This is a genomic window from Pseudomonas sp. GW821-FHT07B01 (assembly GCF_059419065.1).
Genome location: NZ_JBWKRA010000009.1, coordinates 209,368 through 230,288, shown reverse-complemented (window position 1 = coordinate 230,288; position 20,921 = coordinate 209,368). Strand labels below are relative to the sequence as shown.

At 59.7% G+C, this 20,921-nt stretch carries 14 protein-coding genes and 1 pseudogene; 12 read left to right on the top strand and 3 right to left on the bottom strand.

The features are described from left to right. Positions 1 to 176: 176 nt before the first annotated feature. From recC to yfiB, 6 genes are all read left to right on the top strand, one after another. Positions 177 to 3,629, top strand: coding sequence for an exodeoxyribonuclease V subunit gamma (gene recC, locus AC07S6_RS12980; RefSeq protein ID WP_495112442.1), 3,453 nt, complete (start codon positions 177 to 179; stop codon positions 3,627 to 3,629). Next, on the top strand, positions 3,626 to 7,297 hold the full coding sequence (gene recB / locus AC07S6_RS12975; protein WP_495112441.1) for an exodeoxyribonuclease V subunit beta: 3,672 nt from the start codon (positions 3,626 to 3,628) through the stop codon (positions 7,295 to 7,297). The genes recC and recB overlap by 4 nt, the downstream gene beginning before the upstream one ends. Further along, the gene (gene recD, locus AC07S6_RS12970) at positions 7,294 to 9,363 is read left to right on the top strand and encodes an exodeoxyribonuclease V subunit alpha (RefSeq protein WP_495112440.1); all 2,070 of its coding nucleotides are present in this window, start codon (positions 7,294 to 7,296) and stop codon (positions 9,361 to 9,363) included. Before recB ends, recD begins: the two co-directional genes overlap by 4 nt. Before the next feature lie 142 nt (positions 9,364 to 9,505). Beyond that, on the top strand, positions 9,506 to 10,072 hold the full coding sequence (gene yfiR, locus AC07S6_RS12965; protein ID WP_014719921.1) for a regulatory sequestration protein YfiR: 567 nt from the start codon (positions 9,506 to 9,508) through the stop codon (positions 10,070 to 10,072). Beyond that, positions 10,069 to 11,331, top strand: coding sequence for a diguanylate cyclase DgcN/YfiN (dgcN, locus tag AC07S6_RS12960; RefSeq protein ID WP_330211698.1), 1,263 nt, complete (start codon positions 10,069 to 10,071; stop codon positions 11,329 to 11,331). The genes yfiR and dgcN overlap by 4 nt, the downstream gene beginning before the upstream one ends. A 5-nt stretch (positions 11,332 to 11,336) precedes the next feature. Then, positions 11,337 to 11,825 carry an outer membrane lipoprotein YfiB gene (yfiB, locus tag AC07S6_RS12955; RefSeq protein ID WP_105228468.1) on the top strand — a complete coding sequence of 163 codons (489 nt, stop codon included), beginning with the start codon at positions 11,337 to 11,339 and terminating at the stop codon, positions 11,823 to 11,825. Positions 11,826 to 11,972: 147 nt separating this feature from the next. Here the strand turns inward: yfiB and AC07S6_RS12950 are convergent. Further along, positions 11,973 to 12,098 (bottom strand): annotated as a pseudogene (locus AC07S6_RS12950) (DUF3077 domain-containing protein); the annotation flags it as partial. Between the two features lie 198 nt (positions 12,099 to 12,296). On the opposite strand from AC07S6_RS12950, the gene AC07S6_RS12945 reads away from it, so the two are divergent. Genes AC07S6_RS12945 through AC07S6_RS12935 form a run of 3 tightly spaced genes read left to right on the top strand, consistent with a single transcriptional unit; the run spans position 12,297 to position 15,093 of the window. Then, entirely contained in the window at positions 12,297 to 13,244 is a 948-nt protein-coding gene (locus tag AC07S6_RS12945; RefSeq protein WP_116666411.1) for a TauD/TfdA family dioxygenase, read from the top strand. A gap of 53 nt (positions 13,245 to 13,297) precedes the next feature. After that, positions 13,298 to 14,146, top strand: coding sequence for an EamA family transporter (locus AC07S6_RS12940; protein WP_116666412.1), 849 nt, complete (start codon positions 13,298 to 13,300; stop codon positions 14,144 to 14,146). Continuing rightward, complete coding sequence (locus AC07S6_RS12935; RefSeq protein WP_495112439.1) at positions 14,146 to 15,093, top strand: LysR substrate-binding domain-containing protein; 948 nt, start codon at positions 14,146 to 14,148, stop codon at positions 15,091 to 15,093. The genes AC07S6_RS12940 and AC07S6_RS12935 overlap by 1 nt, the downstream gene beginning before the upstream one ends. Before the next feature lie 45 nt (positions 15,094 to 15,138). On the opposite strand, the gene AC07S6_RS12930 is transcribed toward AC07S6_RS12935, so the two are convergent. Together AC07S6_RS12930 and AC07S6_RS12925 are read right to left on the bottom strand one after the other, a co-directional pair. Continuing rightward, positions 15,139 to 15,429, bottom strand: a complete 291-nt coding sequence (locus AC07S6_RS12930; RefSeq protein ID WP_116666414.1) for a DUF3077 domain-containing protein — start codon at positions 15,427 to 15,429, stop codon at positions 15,139 to 15,141. A 331-nt stretch (positions 15,430 to 15,760) separates the two neighbouring features. Beyond that, positions 15,761 to 16,708, bottom strand: coding sequence for a LysR family transcriptional regulator (locus tag AC07S6_RS12925; RefSeq protein ID WP_495112438.1), 948 nt, complete (start codon positions 16,706 to 16,708; stop codon positions 15,761 to 15,763). A gap of 133 nt (positions 16,709 to 16,841) precedes the next feature. Here AC07S6_RS12925 and AC07S6_RS12920 point away from each other — a divergent pair, with 133 nt between their 5' ends. The 3 genes from AC07S6_RS12920 to AC07S6_RS12910 form a co-directional block, all read left to right on the top strand. Continuing rightward, positions 16,842 to 18,359 carry a CoA-acylating methylmalonate-semialdehyde dehydrogenase gene (locus AC07S6_RS12920; RefSeq protein WP_495112437.1) on the top strand — a complete coding sequence of 506 codons (1,518 nt, stop codon included), beginning with the start codon at positions 16,842 to 16,844 and terminating at the stop codon, positions 18,357 to 18,359. A gap of 15 nt (positions 18,360 to 18,374) precedes the next feature. Continuing rightward, positions 18,375 to 19,262, top strand: a complete 888-nt coding sequence (gene mmsB / locus AC07S6_RS12915; RefSeq protein WP_495112436.1) for a 3-hydroxyisobutyrate dehydrogenase — start codon at positions 18,375 to 18,377, stop codon at positions 19,260 to 19,262. A gap of 926 nt (positions 19,263 to 20,188) precedes the next feature. Then, on the top strand, positions 20,189 to 20,921 hold a 733-nt coding region (locus AC07S6_RS12910), incomplete at its 3' end, for a BapA/Bap/LapF family prefix-like domain-containing protein (RefSeq protein WP_495112435.1).

Genomic DNA, 20,921 nt, shown 5'->3' with positions numbered 1-20,921 from the left:
GTAGGTCATCGTCAAGATTAAATTCCGAAACCCCAATTGCGAAAGCAGTTGGGGTTTTGTTTTGGGCGCTCGAAAAGTGTCCGCCTTGTCCCCGCACGCCTGTCAGGCTGTGCCCGCCCCGTGCGCCACAGTGCTAAAGTCCACCCCTCGATTTTGCTTTTCCCAAGGAAGCCGTTATGCCGGACGCGACGTCCCTCAGCCCTGGATTCATGGTGGTTCACGGCAACCGCCTGGACGAACTGCGAAGCCTGGTGGTCAGTTGGATGCGCCGTTACCCACTGGCGCCGTTGGAAAACGAAATCGCCCTGGTACAAAGCAACGGCATCGCCCAATGGCTCAAGCTGGCCTTGGCCGAAGACCCGGAAGCCGATGATATGGGCGGCTGTGGCATTGCCGCAGCTATCGACGTGCAACTGCCTGGCAGCTTTATGTGGCAGCTTTATCGTATGGTTTTGGGCCGTGACGAAATCCCGCCCAAGTCCCTGCTTGATAAAGCCCCGCTGACCTGGCGCCTCATGCGGCTGTTACCCGAGCTGATCGACCAACCGCACTTCGAGCCTTTGCAACGCTTCCTGACGCAAGACACCGACCTGCGCAAACGCTACCAACTCGCCGAACGCCTGGCTGACCTCTTTGACCAATACCAGGTCTACCGTGCCGACTGGCTGGAAGATTGGGCCGCAGGTCGGCACCAACTGCGCAATGGTCGAGGTGAGTCCAAACCGCTCAACCCAGCCAACTGCTGGCAAGCCGAGCTGTGGCGCGCGCTGCTGCTGGATGTGGGTGAAGCAGGCATGGCCGAAAGTCGGGCCGGCGTACATCAGCGTTTCATCGAGCGCATCAACAGCCTTGAACAAGCACCGCCCGGCTTGCCTCCCCGGGTGATCGTCTTCGGCATCTCATCGCTGCCGGCCCAGGCGCTGGAAGCCTTGGCGGGTCTGGCCCGTTTCAGCCAGGTCCTGCTCTGCGTGCATAACCCCTGCCGCCATCATTGGTCGGACATCGTCGCCGACAAGGACTTGCTGCGTAACGAATACAAACGCCAGGCGCGCAAAACGGGCATGCCCGTCACTATCGACCCACAAACTCTGCACCAGCACGCCCATCCGCTGCTCGCTGCCTGGGGCAAGCAGGGCCGTGATTACATCAGTCTGCTGGACAGCTACGATGACCCCAACAGCTACCGCGCCGCATTTCGCGACGGTCGTATTGACCTGTTCAGCGACAGCGAACCCACCACGCTCCTCAACCAACTCCAGGACGATATCCTCGAACTGCGCCCGTTGAATGAAACCCGTGAACGGTGGCCCGCTGTCGACTTGCAACGCGATACTTCGATCCGTTTCCATATCGCCCACAGCGCCCAGCGCGAAGTAGAAATCCTCCACGACCAATTACTTCATCGCTTCAGCGCTGACCCCACCCTGCGCCCTCGGGACATCATCGTCATGGTCCCCGACGTCGACAGCTATGCCCCGCATATTCGCGCGGTCTTCGGCCAGCTCGAACGGCATGACCCACGCTTTATCCCCTTCACCCTCACAGACCAAGGTCAACGTGGCCGCGACCCGCTGTTGATTGCTGTGGAGCACCTGCTCAAACTCCCCGACAGCCGCTTCCCCGTCAGCGAAGTCCTCGATCTGCTCGACGTCCCGGCCCTGCGCGAACGCTTCGCCATCAAAGAGCGTGATCTGCCCACCTTGCATCGCTGGATCGAAGGCGCCGGCATCCGCTGGGGCTTGAATGCCGAGCAACGCGCCGGTTTGGGCCTGCCCGCGGAACTGGAGCAAAACAGTTGGCGATTCGGCCTGCGCCGTATGCTGCTGGGCTATGCCGTCGGCACCGGCACGGCCTGCGACGGTATTGAACCTTATGACGAAATCGGTGGCCTCGATGCGGCGTTGATCGGCCCACTGGTCGCCTTGCTTGACGCCTTGAACGATGCCCATCAAGCGTTATCGGAACCCGCGTCGCCACAAACCTGGGGCGAGCGTCTACAACGGTTGATGCAGCTGTTTTTCCTACCCAGCAGCGAGCACGATGACTACCTGCTGGGCCAGCTCGAACAATTAAGAGAAACCTGGCTGGAAACCTGCGAGTCTGTTGGTCTGCAAGACGAGTTACCCCTTACGGTCGTGCGTGAGGCATGGCTGGCCGGATTGGATCAGGGGCGCCTGTCCCAGCGCTTCCTGGCGGGGGCGGTCAATTTCTGTACGCTGATGCCCATGCGTGCGATCCCGTTCAAGCTGGTCTGCCTGCTCGGCATGAACGACGGCGATTACCCGCGGGCCCAGCCACCCCTGGATTTTGACCTGATGGGCAGCGATTACCGCCCCGGCGACCGTTCTCGCCGCGAAGACGACCGCTACTTACTGCTCGAAGCGCTGCTGTCAGCCCGTGACCAGCTGTACATCAGCTGGGTAGGCCGCAGCATCCGTGACAACAGCGATCGCCCGGCCTCGGTGCTGATCGGCCAACTACGCGACCACCTCGCCAGCGGCTGGCAGCACGCCAGCAACGATCTGCCGCTGATCGACGCAATGACCCAGGAGCACCCGCTGCAACCCTTCAGCGCCCGCTATTTCCACGAAGGCGATTCGTTGTTCAGCTATGCGCGCGAATGGCAATTGCTGCATCAGGCACCGGCGGTCATCACCCAAGAGCAAGGCTTGACGCCTCACCAACAGGAAGAACCCCTGAGCCTTGGCCAGTTACAGGACTTCCTGCGCAATCCGGTCAAACACTTCTTCAGCCAGCGCCTGAAAGTATTCTTCGAAGCCGCTGAAGTGCCCCTGGCTGATGAAGAACCCTTCGTGCTGGACGCATTGCAACGCTACAGCTTGAGCGACAGCCTGCTGAACGCGGCACTCACCCAACCCGACCAACTCGATCAGGCTCTCACCGCCCAGGCCCTGCGGCTGCAAGGCAGCGGCCTGCTGCCGATGGTGGGTTTCGGTGAATGCCTGCGTAACGAACTGATCGAGCCGCTGCCGGACCTGGTGCAACGCTATCAACAGCTTCTGGCGTTGTGGCCCACCCCGCATACTGGCGCTGAACCGGTCAGCTTTGCGTACCAAGGCATCCAGCTGGAAGGTTGGATCAGCGGTCTGCACCGACGCAGTGATGGCGGACTTTTAAGCGTCACCACCATCCCCAACAGTATTGGTTCGATCAAGACACGTAAGTGGCACCGCCTCATCCGCCCCTGGGTCAATCACGTGGTGGCCTGCGCCTGTGGCCTGCCCTTGAGCACCGGCCTGGTAGCCAGTGACGACACCTTGTTGTTGGCCCCACTGGACAAGGCCGGCGCCGAGGACATTCTCGGTAACCTGCTGTTGGCCTGGCACACGGGAATGAGCGCGCCGCTTCCGGTCGCAGTGAAAACCGCGTTCGCCTGGCTCGGCCAGACTGACCCCGCCAAGGCCCAAGCGGCTGCGAGCAAAGCCTATGAAGGCGATGGCATCACCACTGACGGCGAACGCCGCGAAACGCCTGCCCTTACGCGGCAATTTCCCGACTACGCGGCCCTGGTCGCCAGTGAAGAATTCGAAGGCTGGTGCGAAACCCTGTATCGCCCGCTGATCAACGCCCCCTGGCGATCGCTTTCCAGCACGGAGGCTGACGCATGATCGGCAAACCCTTGGCCCTGGCGTTCCCGCTCAAAGGCAGCCAGTTGATTGAAGCCAGTGCCGGCACCGGCAAGACCTTCACCATCTCCGCCCTGTACCTGCGTCTGGTGCTCGGCCACGGCGGTGATGAATCCGGTTTCGGCCGCGAACTGCTGCCACCGCAAATCCTCGTGGTGACGTTCACCGACGCCGCCACCAAGGAACTGCGTGAACGTATCCGCATCCGCCTGGCCGAAGCCGCGCGCTTCTTCCGTGACGAAATCGAACAGCCTGATGCGCTGATTGCCGACCTGCGCGAGCAATATGATCCGCAGCAATGGCCCGCCTGTGCCAATCGCCTGGACATCGCCGCGCAATGGATGGATGAAGCCGCAGTCTCCACGATCCACAGTTGGTGCCAGCGCATGCTGCGCGAACATGCGTTCGACAGCGGCAGCCTGTTCACCCAAACCCTGGAAACCGACCATAGCGACCTGCTGGGCGAAGTGCTGCGCGACTACTGGCGATTGTTCTGCTACCCAATGCACGACGATGCGCTCAACTGGGTGCGCAGTAATTGGGGTGGCCCCGCGGCGCTGATGCCACGGGTGCGTGCGTTGTTCGGCAGCGAGCGGCCCACCGACGAAACCCGCGAGCCAGCCGAACTGATCAGCGCCTGCCTGCAAGAACGCCGTGCCGCGCTGGTTGCCCTCAAGGCACCCTGGCAACAATGGGCTGCCGAGCTGCGGGATATCTGCCTGCAAGCCGTCGCCGCCAAAGCGGTCGATGGGCGCAAGATGCAAGCGCGCTACTTCGAGCCCTGGTTCGAAAAGATCAGCGCCTGGGCTGCTGACGAAACCATGGAACACCTGGACATCGGCACCGGCTTCAGCCGCCTGACGCCCGACGGAATGGCCGAAGCGTGGAAAGGGGAGCCGCCGCAGCACCCTGGCATCGAGGCCATGGCCAGCCTCAAAGCCAGCCTCGACGCCTTGCCAACGCCCGACGCGGCGGTGCTGCAACACGCTGCCGGCTGGGTCGGCAAACGCTTCGAGGAAGAGAAACGTCGCCGCGCCGAGATGGGGTTTGACGACATGCTGATCCGCCTCAACGCCGCCCTCCAGGCAGACGGTGGCGAGCGCCTGGCCAGTGTGATCCGCGAGCAATTTCCGGTGGCTCTGATTGATGAATTCCAGGACACCGACCCGGTGCAATACAGCATCTTCGACAGCATCTACCGCATCGAAGAAAACCACCTCGACAGCGGCCTGTTCCTGATCGGCGACCCCAAGCAGGCGATCTACGCCTTTCGCGGCGCCGACATCTACACCTACCTGCGCGCCCGGCAGGCCACCACCGGCCGCCATCACACCCTGGGCACCAACTTCCGCTCCAGCCATGCGATGGTCGAGGCGGTGAACCATGTGTTCCAGCGTGCGGAAACCGGCCGTGGTGCGTTCCTGTTTCGCCAGCCTAATGGCGATAACCCGGTGCCGTTCCATTCGGTACTGTCCCAAGGCCGCAGCGAACAGTTGCAGGTCGACGGCCACACGCTGCCGGCCATGAACCTTTGGCACCTGCCCACCGACCAGCCGATTTCCAACGCGGTTTATCGTCAACACCTGGCTGCCGCCTGCGCCACGCAGATCGTTGCGCTGCTCAATGGTGGGCAGCAAGGCACCGCGGGCTTTGTAAAAGAGGGCACCCTCAAGGGCGTGTTGCCGTCAGACATCGCCATCCTCGTGCGCGACGGCAAGGAAGCCCAAGCCGTACGTGCCGAACTGGCCAGTCGTGGCGTGCGCAGTGTGTACCTTTCGGATAAAGACTCGGTGTTTGCCGCCCAGGAAGCCCATGACCTGTTGGCCTGGTTGAAGGCTTGCGCCGAACCGGATGTCGAACGCCCGCTGCGTGCAGCCCTGGCCTGCGTCACTCTGAACCTGTCCCTGTCGGAGCTGGAGCGTCTGAATCAGGACGAACTGGCGTGGGAATCACGGGTGATGCAGTTCCGTGGCTACCGTGCCATCTGGCGTACCCAAGGCGTGTTGCCGATGCTGCGTCGCCTGCTCCACGACTTCAAGCTGCCGCAAACCCTCATCGCCCGCAGTGATGGCGAGCGGGTGCTGACCAACCTGTTGCACCTCAGTGAATTGTTGCAACAGGCCGCCTCGGAACTGGATGGCGAGCAGGCGTTGATCCGTCATTTGGCCGAGCATCTGGCGCTGTCGGGGCAGGCCGGTGAAGAACAGATCCTGCGCCTGGAAAGCGACGAGCAACTGGTCAAAGTGGTGACCATCCACAAATCCAAGGGCCTGGAATACGACTTGGTGTTCCTGCCGTTCATCTGTTCGGCCAAGCCCGTGGATGGCAGTCGCTTGCCGTTGCATTACCACGATGAACACGGCAAGTCCCACGTCAGCCTGCGACCCACGGCCGAGTTGATCGCCCAAGCCGACGATGAGCGCCTGGCCGAAGACCTGCGTTTGTTGTACGTGGCCTTGACCCGCGCCAAACACGCCTGCTGGCTGGGCATCGCCGACCTCAAGCGCGGCAATAACAGCAGCTCGGTCTTGCACCTGTCGGCATTGGGCTATTTGCTCGGTGCCGGCGCGTCGTTGGGCGAGTCAGCGGGGCTGGCGCGCTGGTTGTTGGACTTGCAGCAAGGCTGCGCGGCCATCGGTTATGACCTTGTGCCGGACGCCCAAGACATCTTGTTCCACCCGCCGCGCAACCAAGCGACCCTGCTCGCGCCGTTGCTGCCTGCACGCAAGGCCGCAGAAAACTGGTGGATTGCCTCCTACAGCGCCTTGCGCATTGGCGACAGCATGAGCGCTGCCAACCTCGAAGCCCCCGAAAGCCCACAGGCCCAGAAGCTGTTCGATGACGAACGCCTCGACCCCGATGCCCCTCGGGAAACGGTCGCGTCCGGCGGGGATATTCACCGTTTCCCACGCGGTCCCAACCCAGGCACCTTCCTTCACGGCTTGTTGGAATGGGCCGGTGAAGAAGGTTTCAACGTGACCCCGGAGGCAATCGAAAAAGCCGTGGGCGCACGCTGTAACCGCCGCAACTGGGAAGGCTGGATCGTCACCCTCAGCGGCTGGCTGGAGCACCTGCTGCACACGCCACTGCCCCTGTACAACGAGCGCTTCACCCTCAGTGGCCTGCAGCAGTACCAGATCGAGATGGAATTCTGGTTTGCCAGTCACACCGTCGACGTGCTCGCCCTCGACAAACTGGTGTGCCAGCACACCCATGGCGGCGTGTCCCGTGTGGCCGCCGAACCGGTGCTGCTCAACGGCATGTTCAAAGGCTTTATCGATCTGACGTTCGAGCACGATGGCCGTTACTACGTGGCCGACTACAAATCCAATTGGCTCGGCCCTGACGACTCTGCCTACACCCAGGACGCCATGGAACACTCGATCCTCGAGCATCGGTACGACCTGCAATACGTACTTTACCTGCTGGCCCTGCACCGCCAACTCAAGGCGCGCCTGCCGCATTACGATTATGACCAGCACGTCGGCGGTGCCCTGTACCTGTTCCTGCGCGGTAGCCAGTCGGTGAGCCAGGGCGCGTATTTCACCCGACCGCCTCGTGAGTTGATCGAAAGCCTGGACCTTTTGTTCCAGGGCAAGCCCATCCCACCCAGGGTTGAGCCCGCCTGGGAACAAGGAGTGCTCTTATGAGCCTGTCGCCGTTACCGCTGGAGGCGCTTTTGCCCCTCGATCGTGCTGCCGACCTGCTGCAGTTGCTTGCACGTTGGGTCGAGCGGGGTTGGCTGCGGGCGTTGGACAAAGCCTTCGTCGGCTTCCTGTACGAGCTGGACCCAAAGGCCGATCCCCTGGTGCTGCTGGCGGCGGCCTTGACCAGCCATCAACTGGGCCATGGCCACGTCTGCCTGGATGTGTTCGAAACCCTCAAGGCGCCGGATTTCGCCCTGTCATTACCGCCCGAAGGCGACCTGCACACCGGCGCCATGCTGCTACCCTCGCAGTTGCTGCACGGCCTGGATGGCGCGCATTGGTGCCATGCCCTGGCTTCAAGCCCGTTGGTTGCGCTGGCCGTCGATGGCAGCGAGGAGGCTCGTAGCCGCCCGTTGGTGCTGTCCGGCAAGCGCCTGTACCTGCGCCGCTACTGGACCTACGAGCGACGTATCGACCGCGCCCTGCGCCTGCGCCTTGCGAACGTGGAGCCCGCAGCTGCCGATTTGCCACAACGCCTCAACCGCCTGTTCGACCAACCGGCGCCCGACGGTGTAATTGACTGGCAAAAGCTTGCCTGTGCCCTGGCAACCCGCGGCGCCTTCAGTATCGTCACCGGCGGCCCCGGCACCGGCAAGACCACCACCGTGGTGCGCCTGCTCGCGTTGTTGCAGGCACCCGCCGTGGAGTCCGGCAGCCCGTTGCGTATTCGCCTGGCTGCGCCCACCGGTAAAGCCGCTGCGCGCCTGACCGAATCCATCAGCCAGCAAGTGCTGTCACTGACAGTGCCCGACGACGTGCGGGAAAAAATCCCGACCCAGGTCACCACGGTTCACCGCCTGTTGGGCAGCCGTCCGGGCACCCGCCACTTCCGGCATCACTTGGGTAATCCATTGCCGCTGGACGTGCTGGTGGTGGATGAAGCCTCGATGATTGACCTGGAAATGATGGCCAACCTGCTCGATGCCTTGCCGCCCCATGCGCGTCTGGTATTGCTGGGCGACAAGGACCAGTTGGCGTCGGTGGAGGCCGGTGCGGTACTCGGCGATTTGTGCCGTGACGCCGAAGCCGGCTGGTACAGCCCGCAGACTCTGCAATGGCTGCAAGCGGTCAGCGGCGAAGACCTCAGTGCCAGCGGTCTGCAAGAAGACCTCGACGCCCGTCATCCCCTGGCCCAGCAGGTGGTGATGCTGCGCTATTCGCGTCGTTTCGGCGAAGGCAGCGGCATCGGCCAGCTGGCGCGCTGGGTCAACCAGCAAAATGCCGAAGAGGCACGTCAGTTGCTGGCCGCGCGCCGTCATGACGACCTGTTTTGCCTAAGCCTCAAGGGCGAGCATGACCATGCCCTTGAGCGCTTGGTGCTGGACGGCCAGGGCGACGGCGCCCAGGGTTATCGCTACTACCTGAACCTGCTGCAATCCGCACGTCCACCTCTGGATACGCCGCGCGATGAGCCGGCCTGGACCTATTGGGCGCAACAATTGTTGCAAGCCTTTGATGCGTTCCAATTGCTCTGTGCCGTGCGCAAAGGGCCCTGGGGGGTTGAAGGGCTGAACCAGCGCATCACCGCGGCCCTGCGCAAAGTCCGCCTGATCGAAGGCGACGAGCAGTGGTACGAGGGCCGTCCGGTCTTGATGACCCGTAACGACTATGGCTTGGGCCTGATGAACGGCGACATCGGCATCGCGCTGAAACTGCCCGAAAGCGATGGCGGCCCCCACGTGCTACGCGTGGCCTTCCCACGTAACGATGGCCAGGGTGGCGTACGTTTCGTGCTGCCCAGCCGCTTGAATGATGTCGAAACCGTGTATGCGATGACCGTACACAAATCCCAGGGCTCGGAGTTCATCCATACGGCGCTGATCCTGCCGGATGCTTTGAACCCGGTGCTGACCAAAGAATTGATCTATACCGGTATTACCCGCGCCAAGCGCTGGTTCAGCTTGATCGAGCCCCGGGGTGGTGTGTTTGAAGAGGCGGTACGGCGCAAGGTCAAGCGTTTGAGCGGGTTGATGCTGGAGTTGGACGCCGCACCGGAAAAAACTGACTGATAGGTCATGAAATATTTCTGATTCAGATGTCTGATTTTTCTGAAAAAATAGTAGGTCCCCTGCCAGCCGTGCTGCGCGGGGGTTCCCGCCGCTGTGCTATCGTTGCGGCATCACCCTGGAAAATACCTGAGAGAAGTGCTGCATGAACGTGGCTGTCTCGCCCACAGAGCGCAGTTTGAGCTGGAGACGCATGTTGCGGGTGGCGGTTCTGTGCCTGCTCGCGCCGCAGGTATGGGCGCAGACGCCCAGCCTCGCCGAGCAGCGCGCCCAGGCGGTCACCCAGGTCGTGCTGGGTATTCTCAGCTACGCGCGGTGGCCGGTGGAGCCTGCGCAATTGCGGCTGTGCATTGTCGGGCCGACTCAGTACACCGATGACCTGGTCAAAGGCACTACCCAGGCCACCGGTCGTCCGGTGCGGGTGCGGCGCCTGCTGGTCGATCATCCGGATATCGTCAATGCCTGCGACGCCATCTACATCGGCAAAATCACGCCTGACGAACGCAACCGCCTGTTTACTTCGTTGATTGGCCACCCTGTGCTCAGCATCAGCGAAGGAGGCGACCAATGCACGGTGGGCAGCCTGTTCTGCCTGCGGGTCAGCGATGAGCAGGTGTCATTCGAGGTCAATCTGGATTCCGTCGCCCGCAGCGGCGTGCGTATCCATCCCAGTGTGTTGCAGTTGTCTCGCCGTCGAGCGCCTGGCTCATGAGCCGCGATAAAGTGCGGCCGACCCTGCGTTCGGTGATTGCCCGCGGGCATATGATCCTGGCGCTGGTAGCGGTGACCCTGGCCAGTGTTTCCCTGACCCTGCTCGGCGTGCTGGCCCTGCGGGTTTACGCCGAGCACAACCTGCACCTGATCGCCCGCTCCATCAACTACACCGTGGAAGCGGCCGTGGTGTTCAACGACAGCGCGGCGGCCACCGAAGCCCTGAGCCTGATTGCCTCCACCGAAGAAGTGGCCCAGGCAGAAGTATTTGATATCAACGGCAAGCTGCTGGCGCGCTGGGTTCGCCCGGAAACCGGCATGTTGTCACGGGTCGAGCTGCAAATAGCGCACGCCCTGCTCGAACAGCCCATCAGCCAGCCGATTCTGCGCCAGGGGCAAACTGTCGGCAGCATCCACCTGGTCGGCCACGGTGGCAGCCTGTTGCGCTTTTTGCTCAGCGGTCTGGTCGGGATTTTGATCTGCACAGCGCTCAGCGCCTGGGTGGCATTGCACCTGTCGCGGCGTCTATTGAATGGCATCACCGTGCCATTGCAACGCTTGGCCGCCGTCGCCCACGCCGCCCGCAGCGAACGAGACTTCGACCGCCGCGTACCCTCGGCGCAGATCGCCGAGCTCGACAGCCTGGGCAGCGACTTCAATGCCCTGCTCGGTGAGATGGAGGCTTGGCAAAGCCACCTGCAAAGCGAAAACGAAACCCTTGCCCACCAGGCCAGCCACGACAGCCTCACCGGCCTGCCCAACCGCGCGTTCTTCGAAGGCCGGCTGATCCGCGCCTTGCGCAGCGCCGCCAAGGTCAACGAGCGGGTAGCGGTGTTGTTCCTCGACAGCGACCGCTTCAAAGACATCAACGACAGCTTCGGTCACGCCGCTGGCGATGCCGTGCTGGTGGCCGTTGCCGACCGCGTGCGGGCGCAACTGCGAGAGGACGACCTGGTGGCGCGCCTGGGCGGTGATGAATTCGCGGTATTGCTGGCGCCCCTGCACAAGGCCGAAGACGCCCAACGCATCGCCGACAAAATCATTGCCAGCATGGACATGCCGATTCCACTGCCAGGCGACACCCAGGTGTTGACCTCCCTCAGTATCGGCATTGCGATTTATCCCGAGCATGGTGCCACGCCCGGCACCTTGCTCAACGCCGCCGACGCGGCGATGTACCAGGCCAAACGATTGTCCTCGGGCGGTCAGCAAACGGCGGAGTCGGAGCACCCCGTCGCCAACGTTCAACACAGGAGTTGATTCCCTTGTTCGCTAACACACGCGTTTTATTTATTTCTTTACTCGTCGCCTTCCTGGCCCTCAGCGGCTGCCAGACGCCACCCAAAGGCCTGACGCCGGCGCAAGTCGCCGTGCTCAAACAACAAGGCTTCGAGCTGACCGATGAAGGCTGGGCCTTCGGCTTGTCCGGCAAAGTGCTGTTTGGCAGTGACGTCGAAACCCTCAACAAACCCAGCACCGACATCGTCGAACGCATCGGTAGCGCTCTGGTTGGCGCCGGCATTGAGCGCGTACGTGTCGACGGCCACACCGACGCCTCGGGCAAAGAGCCCTACAACGTGGCCCTGTCCCTGCGCCGCGCCAAAAGCGTGGGCAAGGTGCTGACCCGCGTGGGCATGAAAGAAGAAAACATCCAACTGCGCGGCCTGGGTAGCAGCGAGCCGGTGGCGCCGAATACGACCACAGCAGGCCGCACCGAGAATCGCCGGGTGTCGATTGTTGTGATCGCAGACTAAGGCAGGTCGCCCGTCCTAACCTGAAATGCATTCAACCTGTGGGAGCGGGCTTGCTCGCGAAAGCGGTGTATCAGTAACGGCCAGGCTGACTGACCCATCGCTTTCGCGAGCAAGCCCGCTCCCACATTTATTTTGCGGTGTATTCGCTTAACGGCTCGGCGTCATCGCCTGCGTCAAGTCATCCACCACTGCCTTGCCCATCTCACACAGATAATGCGCAGCCCATGCGTATTGCTCGCCGCGTACATCCATGGCGAGTTTCTTTGAGAAAAAGCGGGGTGGGGGCGTATTCCAAGCGTCGTCTGAGTTGATGCGCCTTGACCAAATCCCACTAACCGCCATCAGGTGTTTTCTCCGTAGGAAAGGCCTGTCATGACGATTTTTGATGGCTAGGCTGATGAGCTTTCGCTTTTTCGCAAGTGGTGGGCTTAGTTAAATGGACGCTCTAACTAACTACCGTAAGGGATTGCGATGAATATAAATGTCAGTAATTTTCGCCAGGAAGTATCTACAGTCAGGCTTTCAAAAGCTGCGTTTGATGAGCTGGTGAGTGCAAGAGAGTTGTTCGAGTCTGAAAGTCCGGATGTTCGATTCGATACCAAGTCTGCCTATATAAATCCTCTACAATTAACCATCCTGAGTGCGGAACTAAATAGAATACGAAGCATGATCGATCATGAAAGTCATGTCTTGATTCTTGATGGCTTTAAGGTGGATAACCTTTCAAATTTCAAATCTCTGGTATGGACATTCGGTTCTTTACTTGGTGTGCCAATGGTACAAAACCATCTTGGTCACAAAGTGATTGAGGTTTATGACCGAGGCGGCAAAAGCATTGAGGAAGGTGCGAGATACCATCAAACCCGTCAAGGCGCCTACGTACACAACGATGGGGTGAGCGACCCGCTGCCTATTGATTACTTGATCTTGGCCTGCGGACAGAAAGCTCTTTTAGGAGGTGAGAGCATTCTCATTGATGCAAGTGCGGTATACGCGGAACTGATGGCGTTCCCAGAGGTATTGGAAGCGCTCAAATGCGACTTCTTTTTTGAGAATCGCGGCATGTCAGAGGATGAGCAACTGTTTAAAGCCCCCATCCTGAGCTTTTCCAGTGAAGGTATTCCACTGATCAGGTACTTTCGAGTCTACATTGAGTCAGCTCACCTTAAGGCAGGAGTGCCTTTAACCGTGGCTCAAACCCAGGCGCTGGACTTTCTGGATACTGTTCTCGATCAGTCATCAGTTCAGCATCGAGTACTGCTGGAGCCAGGGCAAGTGCTTATTTCGGCTGATAATAAATTTCTCCATACTCGCACGCACTTCATTGATATGAATGCTCCACGCTCCGAGATCAATGATGCTGAGCCTTTGAGTGATCTGAATCGTTATATGCTACGGATGTGGTTACGCAAACAATGATGCATTCGTGTTCATAACGTAAGTCCTCCCATATCCGCCATAAGCCGAGCCCCATGGAAAATTCCGATATCGCGATCACGCTGGTCTTGATCTCTGCCTTTATGCACGCCACTTGGAATGCCGTAGTCCGCGCCGGTAGCAGTCGCTTCATGACCTTGGCGATGGTCGATGGCACTGCGCTCGTGATATGCCTGCTGGCGTTGCCGTTTGTCAGTGTGCCTAGCCTAGAGGTATGGGGCTACATACTCGTCTCCGTGGTGCTCAACACGGTCTATCGGCTATTTCTGATCAAAGCGTACGAAACGGGTGATTTCGGTCAGGTTTACCCGGTGATGCGTGGGGTGCCACCCGTACTGGTCGCGCTGTTTTCTTACTTTCTGCTGCATGAACAGTTGTCATTCCAGGCGTTGACGGGAGTGTTGCTGATTTGTGTGGGGATTATCAGCCTGACCTTTGTGCGCAGGATGACGGCGCAGATGTTCAAGCCGATCCTGATGGCGGTGTGCGCCGGTGCGTTTATTGCGTCTTACACGGTGGTGGATGCCAAAGGTGTAAGAGCCAGTGAGACGGTGCTGCAGTACATCATCTACCTGACAGTGTTCCAAAGTATTCCGATCCCGATGCTGGCGTTTTCCAAAGAGCGTTCAGCCTTGGCTCGTGCGATACGTGGGCATTGGCGAGTCGGACTATTAGGCGGTGTTTTTTACCTGGCGTCTTACGGATTGGTGTTGTTTGCGTTGTCGCTGGACGCGGTGGCCAAGGTCTCAGCTCTGCGGGAAACCAGTGTTATTATCGGCGCCATTATTGCCGCGCTGTTCTTTCATGAACGGTTCGGTTGGCGACGGATGCTTTCGGCGTTCGTCATTGTTTGCGGGATCATCTTGATCAAAGTGAGCACCTGATGGCCCAGCGTCCGCCCCCCACACCTATGCTTCAAGCGTTCGTCTGCGCAGCGCAAACCGGTAGTTTTGCGCGCGCAGCGTCTGAGCTTAACCTCACTGCCAGCGCTATTAGCCATCAAATTGCTGGCTTGGAGGAGTGGTGGGGCGTGTCGTTGTTTGAGCGGCACTCGCGTGGCGTCAAACTGACGGTGGCAGGGCAGGCTTTGTTGCCGGTTACCGATGGTTTCTTCAAATCGCTGGATGGGGTGCTGCATTCACTCAACCCCGGTAAATCCCAACCGCTGTACCTCTCATGCACGTCTTCTCTCTGTTCGACATGGCTGATCCCCAGGATGCACGGTTCTCACACTGAGGCCTCTTTCAATCTAGATCTGGTGTTGACCAGCGCCGACATGAACCGCGCCAGCCTGGAGGCTCATCAATACGATGTCGCGGTGGTGATGGGGTACGGCGACTACCCGGATCATCATGTCGAATTACTGATGCGCGATGCGGTGTTCCCCGTTTGTTCGCCGGAGTTTCTGCGGTTGAGGGGTGATATTGCGCTGGAGGATGTCGCCCGCAATCCGCTGATTCATCGGGTGGACGATCAGGTGTGTCCGGGATGGGAAAGTTGGTTTGCGTTTCAGGGGCTGGCGGCGCCGCCTTATCACCATGGGCCGAGATTTCCGGATTCGAGTCTGGCGATTAGTCTGGCGGTGAAGGGTGGGGGGATAGCGCTGGGCAGGACTGCATTAGTGTATGACCAACTGGACGGTGGTGCTTTAGTTGCGTTGAATAGTCCCGTGATGATGTCTCCAGCGGCTTACTACATCATTTGTCGAAACGGGCGTCAGTCGGAGCCGGATATTGCTCGGCTGATTGAATGGCTCAAGAGCAGTGCGGGTGAGTTTCTGCGCGAAGTTCGGGTTCGGTATCCGCAAATTGCCGGGGCTGGCGCGGTTTAAATGTGGGAAGGAGCAAGGCTCCTCCCGCATTCGAACGGTATTCGCTTAACGGCTCGGCGTCATCGCCTGCGTTAAGTCATCCACCACTGCCTTGCCCATCTCACACAGATAATGCGCAGCCCATGCGTATTGCTCGCCGCGTACATCCATGGCGGCTTCCATCGCGAGTTTCTTGGAGTAAAAAAGCAGGGTGGAGGCGTGTTCCAATGCTTCCTCAATCGGCATGCCGGAATTAACGCGGAACAGTGGTTTTTGGTTTTCGCCGTAATCGCCGAAGGTGACGACACCGAGGGTGATGATGGAGGAAAGTGGTGGATCGGGGACGATCTTGGACATGGTTTTTCCTTAGGTTAATAAGTAGAAACCGCCACGGCATGTCGCTAAACATGGAAAGGTGGCAGCTGTACGCGGGTTAGCGAACCGGTAACCTAGGAACCCGGTAGACCCGAAGGTCTCCCGCGCACAGCCGCCATAACACGATAAGGCGAGCAAAAATGGCCAGCCAGGGTGATTTAGGGCGTTGAACCTACGTTTCTCGGGTCGCTAAACCCAGCCGCTGTTTTGCAGCGACCCGAGGAGGCTAGACACTCAAATCCTATGGCGCAATAGGCCAGGGATTCTCTAGGAAACGTCCTGCAATTTAAAGCGAATCGTCGTTGATGGCGCTTTAATCCGCAAACCTGATCTCCCGCGTCTCCCCCATCAACAACCCCTGATTCTGCTCCGTCACCTCCCTGATGTAATCCCACAACAACGTAATCCGCTTCAACTTCCTCAAATCCTCCCGGCAATACATCCAGAACTGCCGCGTAATCGCAATCTGCTCGCCCAGCACCGGTAACAAGCGCGGGTCCTGCGCCGCCAGAAAGCACGGCAATATCGCCATCGACCGTCCTTGCTGCGCCGCCACGTACTGGGCGATCACGCTGGTACTGCGCAGACTCGCGCTGGCGCCGGGCACGACGTTGGCCAGATACAGCAGCTCCGAGCTGAACGCCAGGTCATCCACGTAGCTGATAAACGGATGCTCGGCCAAATCCGCAGGCTTGCGGATTGGCGGGTGTTGGTCGAGGTAGTCCTGGGTGGCGTACAACTGCAATTTGTAGTCGCACAGTTTGCAGCACACATACGGCCCGTGTTCCGGGCGTTCCAGGGCGATGACGATGTCGGCTTCGCGCTTGGACAGGCTGATGAAGTGGGGCAGGGGCAGGATATCCACCGAGATCGCGGGATAAGTGTCGACGAAATGGCTCAACTGCGGGGTGACGAAGAAGCTGCCGAACCCTTCGGTGCAGCCCATGCGCACATGGCCGGACAGCGCCACGCCGGAGCCGGAGACTTGTTCGCAGGCCATGTGCAGGGTGCTTTCGATGGACTCCGCGTAGCCGAGCAAGCGCTGGCCCTCGGTGGTGAGCACGAAGCCGTTGGTCCGGGATTTTTCGAACAGCAGCGTACCAAGGGACACTTCCAGAGAGCTGATGCGCCGCGACACGGTGGTGTAGTCCACCGCCAGGCGCTTGGCGGCCACGCTGGCCTTGCGGGTGCGCGCCACTTCGAGGAAAAACTTCAGGTCATCCCAGTTCAGGGCGCCCAGGGAGGTGATGTTTTTTTGCATATTGGACCGGCTTTTATGTGCGTTCTTATTAGAGATTTGCACATCTATACTCCAAAAACAGTCCGAACGCCTCATTCTTCAAGGCGATTCAACGCCTTGGTTCTCTGCATAACGACAAGATTCTGGAGACCACATGAACGCATCTGCCGATATTTCCGTGCAACAGGTCAAGTTGCTCATCAACGGCGAGTGGATCGAGTCCAAGACCACCGAATGGCAAGACATCGTCAACCCGGCCACCCAGCAAGTGCTGGCCAAAGTCCCGTTTGCCACTGCCGATGAAGTCAACGCTGCCATTGACGCCGCCCATCGCGCCTTCCAGACCTGGAAGCTGACGCCGATCGGCGCGCGCATGCGCATTATGCTCAAGCTGCAAGCCCTGATCCGTGAACATTCCAAGCGTATCGCCGTGGTCCTCAGCGCCGAGCAGGGCAAGACCATTGCCGATGCCGAGGGCGATATTTTCCGTGGACTGGAAGTGGTCGAACACGCCTGTTCCATCGGCACCCTGCAAATGGGCGAGTTCGCCGAGAACGTGGCCGGCGGCGTGGATACCTACACCCTGCGCCAGCCTATCGGCGTATGCGCCGGTATCACCCCGTTCAACTTCCCGGCGATGATTCCGCTGTGGATGTTCCCGATGGCGATTGCCTGCGGTAACACCTTCGTACTCAAGCCTTCCGAGCAAGACCCGTTGTCGACCATGCTCCTGGTGGAGCTGGCGCTGGAAGCCGGCGTACCGGCGGGCGTGCTCAACGTGGTGCACGGCGGCAAGAGCGTGGTGGATGCACTGTGCACCCACAAAGACATCAAGGCGGTGTCCTTCGTCGGCTCGACGGCCGTCGGCACCCATGTCTATGACCTGGCAGGCAAGCACGGCAAACGCGTCCAATCGATGATGGGCGCCAAGAACCATGCGGTGGTGCTGCCGGATGCCAACCGCGAGCACACCCTCAACGCCCTGGTCGGTGCCGGTTTCGGCGCGGCGGGCCAGCGTTGCATGGCCACCTCGGTGGTGGTGCTGGTGGGTGCGGCCAAGCAGTGGCTGCCAGATCTCAAGGCGTTGGCACAAAAGCTCAAGGTCAATGCAGGCAGCGAAGCGGGCACGGATGTCGGCCCGGTGATCTCCAAGCGCGCCAAGGCACGTATTCTTGACCTGATCGAAAGCGGTGTGAAGGAAGGCGCCAAGCTGGAGCTCGATGGCCGCGATATCAAGGTGCCGGGCTTCGAGCAAGGTAACTTTGTCGGCCCGACCCTGTTCTCGGGCGTGACCACCGACATGCGCATCTACACCGAAGAAATCTTCGGCCCGGTGCTGGTGGTGCTGGAAGTCGACACACTCGATCAAGCCATCGCGCTGGTCAACGCCAACCCGTTTGGCAACGGCACGGGCCTGTTCACCCAGAGCGGTGCGGCGGCGCGTAAATTCCAGAGCGAAATCGATGTGGGCCAGGTCGGCATCAACATCCCGATTCCGGTGCCAGTGCCGTTCTTCAGCTTCACCGGCTCCCGCGGTTCCAAGCTCGGCGACCTGGGCCCTTACGGCAAGCAAGTGGTGCAGTTCTACACTCAGACCAAAACCGTCACCAGCCGCTGGTTTGATGACGACACGGTCAACGATGGCGTCAACACCACCATCAACCTGCGCTGAACCCGGGAGACGACCATGAAAATTGCATTCATCGGCCTGGGCAACATGGGTGCGCCCATGGCCCGCAACCTGATCAAGGCTGGGCACGCGCTTAACCTGTTCGACCTGAACCAGGCGGTACTCAAGGAACTTGCCGAACTGGGCGGCACCATCAGCAGCTCGCCGCGTGATGCGGCCCAAGGTGCCGAACTGGTGATTACCATGCTGCCGGCCGCCGCCCATGTGCGCAGCGTGTGGCTGAATGAAGACGGTGTACTCGCCGGCATCGGCAAAGGCATCCCCGCCGTGGATTGCAGCACCATTGACCCGCAAACCATCCGTGAAGTAGCGGCTGCGGCAGCCAAACAAGGCGTGGACGTGGCCGATGCGCCGGTCTCCGGTGGCACCGGCGGTGCCCAGGCGGGGACGCTGACCTTCATGGTCGGCGCCAACCCGGAATTGTTCGCCACCCTGCAACCGGTGCTGGCGCAGATGGGCCGCAACATCGTGCACTGTGGTGATGTCGGCACTGGGCAAATCGCCAAGATCTGCAACAACCTGCTGCTGGGTATCAGCATGGTCGGCGTCAGTGAAGCCATGGCCCTGGGCGATGCACTTGGCATTGATACACAAGTGCTGGCCGGCATCATCAACAGCTCCACGGGGCGCTGCTGGAGTTCCGATACCTACAATCCTTGGCCAGGCGTGATCGAGACCGCGCCATCATCGCGTGGCTATACCGGTGGTTTTGGTGCCGACCTGATGCTCAAGGATCTGGGCCTTGCGACTGAGGCTGCGCGCCAGGCGCATCAGCCGGTGATTCTCGGCGCAGTGGCCCAGCAGTTATATCAGTCGATGAGCCAGCGAGGGGAGGGCGGTAAAGACTTCTCGGCCATCATCAATAGCTATCGCAAACCTCAATAAAAGGTCAATTCCGAGAGCCCCCTGGCTGGGTTCTCGGAGATTGACTTGTCTGTGCGTTCGCAACATTTCAGGCGCCTTGTGCACCTGCCCCCCTCGATGCATCCCCTAATACCTATCCCCCATCGTGAATAACATTTTTTACTGCCTCGCATTACGCGAGCTTCGCTGCTATATGCGTTTTTATTACTAACCAACTAACTGGTTCGCATGAGTCTGTTTAAGGTGTGTGTTGCGCTGAAATAAATTATTACAAATTGTGGAAAATGGTGGAGTTTGCTTGATTTTTGATCATTGATTCATCATGTAAAGCGTAGGAAGGAAGTGATTAATTAACATGGAGTGATGATAAAAACATAACTGATGGGCGTCATATATGTGATGGGCATGATCGTTAAGTTGACCTGCGTAATACCTGTTTAGTTTCCCCTTTTATGTCGGCAGTTGCCTCGCTAGTATCTGGATGGCGAGAGTTTTCAAGTGGATATGCCTCCACAGTTTTCACCGCATTGTTTTACTTTTCAGGTTGTGCAGGTGCTTTAAAAATGGCTAGCGAAAGGAAGCGGAAAGCGAGTGTTGCCGAGCGAACGGCTGCTTTGGCCCAAACCGGTCAGGGACTCGAAAAAGCCAGTCTTATGGCTCTTCATCTCTCCCGATTGCTCGATCTGTGGGCATGCGGTCGTACCCGCTCGTTGCCGGTGGAGGCGCCTTGCAGGTTTACGAACCTGTCACATCTATTGCCGTTGGTGAGTAACGAGTCCGAGCCCATCAACTCGCGACTGCGTGAAGAAACGGGCGTGGGTTGATCGCCACTTATTCCGAACAGTTCACCAATAACGCAAAACAAATTTAGCGCTCGGCGGTAATCACCATCGTGGGCATTCGCTCGCGCTGAGCTTTGTGTGTCCATAAATCGAAACGGGTGAGAGATGAAAAATATAACAATTGTCGACAAGGCGACCGGGACGGCGACGGAACATGCCATGGGAACTACCAGCCTCAAAGGCACCAGCATTGTAAAGTTGCCCTTCGGACCGGAAAGCGTTCAGTCGTTTCAACAGTCCGGGCAGAATTTGATCGTCACGCTGAAGTCGGGTGAAACCGTCACGGTTCAGAACTTTTTTGTGGTGGGCGCCGACGGCGCGAAAAACCAACTGGTGCTGGAAGGGGCAGACGGTACTTTGCTGCTCGGCAACTATTCCACGCCTTATTCGGGTTTCACCTTCACTGAAATTTCGACCCTCGACGACCTGGGTGTGGCCGCCATCGCCGCAGACAGTTCCATCCCGAGCTGGGTGCTGTGGGGGTTGGGGATACTCGCCGTGGGCGGTGCTGCTGCGGCAATGAGCGGCGGCGGCGGCGGCGGTGGTAACGATTCACCACCTGCCGCTCCGGGAGCCGCGAGCGGTCTGGCCGTCAACAGCGCTGGCACGCTCCTCACCGGTAAAGGCCAGGCTGGTACGACGGTAGCGGTCAAAGATGCTGCGGGTAATGTGCTTGGCACCAGCACCGTCGGCGCAGACGGCAATTTCCAGGTCAATCTGGGCACACCGCAGACCAACGGTGAAACGCTGCAAGTCACCCTCACGGATGCTTTGGGCCAAGTCTCGCCGCCTGCGACCGTTGTCGCTGGTGACACCACCGCACCTGCCGCTGCTTCAG